Origin of the sequence: Chryseobacterium sp. SIMBA_029, assembly GCF_046535275.1 — a bacterium.
GTDB lineage: Bacteria > Bacteroidota > Bacteroidia > Flavobacteriales > Weeksellaceae > Chryseobacterium.
Genome location: NZ_JAWRXA010000349.1, coordinates 1 through 269, shown reverse-complemented (window position 1 = coordinate 269; position 269 = coordinate 1). Strand labels below are relative to the sequence as shown.

At 59.9% G+C, this 269-nt stretch carries 1 protein-coding gene; it reads left to right on the top strand.

The window, feature by feature from the left end:
• Nucleotides 1-9: 9 nt before the first annotated feature.
• The gene (locus SB679_RS24420) at nt 10-156 is read left to right on the top strand and encodes a GNAT family N-acetyltransferase (RefSeq protein ID WP_410704852.1); all 147 of its coding nucleotides are present in this window, start codon (nt 10-12) and stop codon (nt 154-156) included.
• Nucleotides 157-269: the final 113 nt, after the last annotated feature.

Below are 269 nucleotides of genomic sequence, written 5' to 3'. Positions count from 1 at the left end.
GGTGCCGCACTGATCGAGCGCGTTGCCGATCTTGCCCGCGAACAGGGCGCCGGCCGGCTCTACTGGATGACGCACGAGACCAACGAGCGCGCCCGCCGCCTCTACGATCACATCGCCGAACGCTCCGGCTTCATCCAGTACAGAAAGCAGCTCTGACTGCTTACAGAAATTGGCAGCATCCTCCCCTAGACATTGCCGCGTCGCTGGCCTGCGCCAGATATCAGCAATCGATGAGGAGACAATGATGACCGAAGAACTGGTGTTCTACA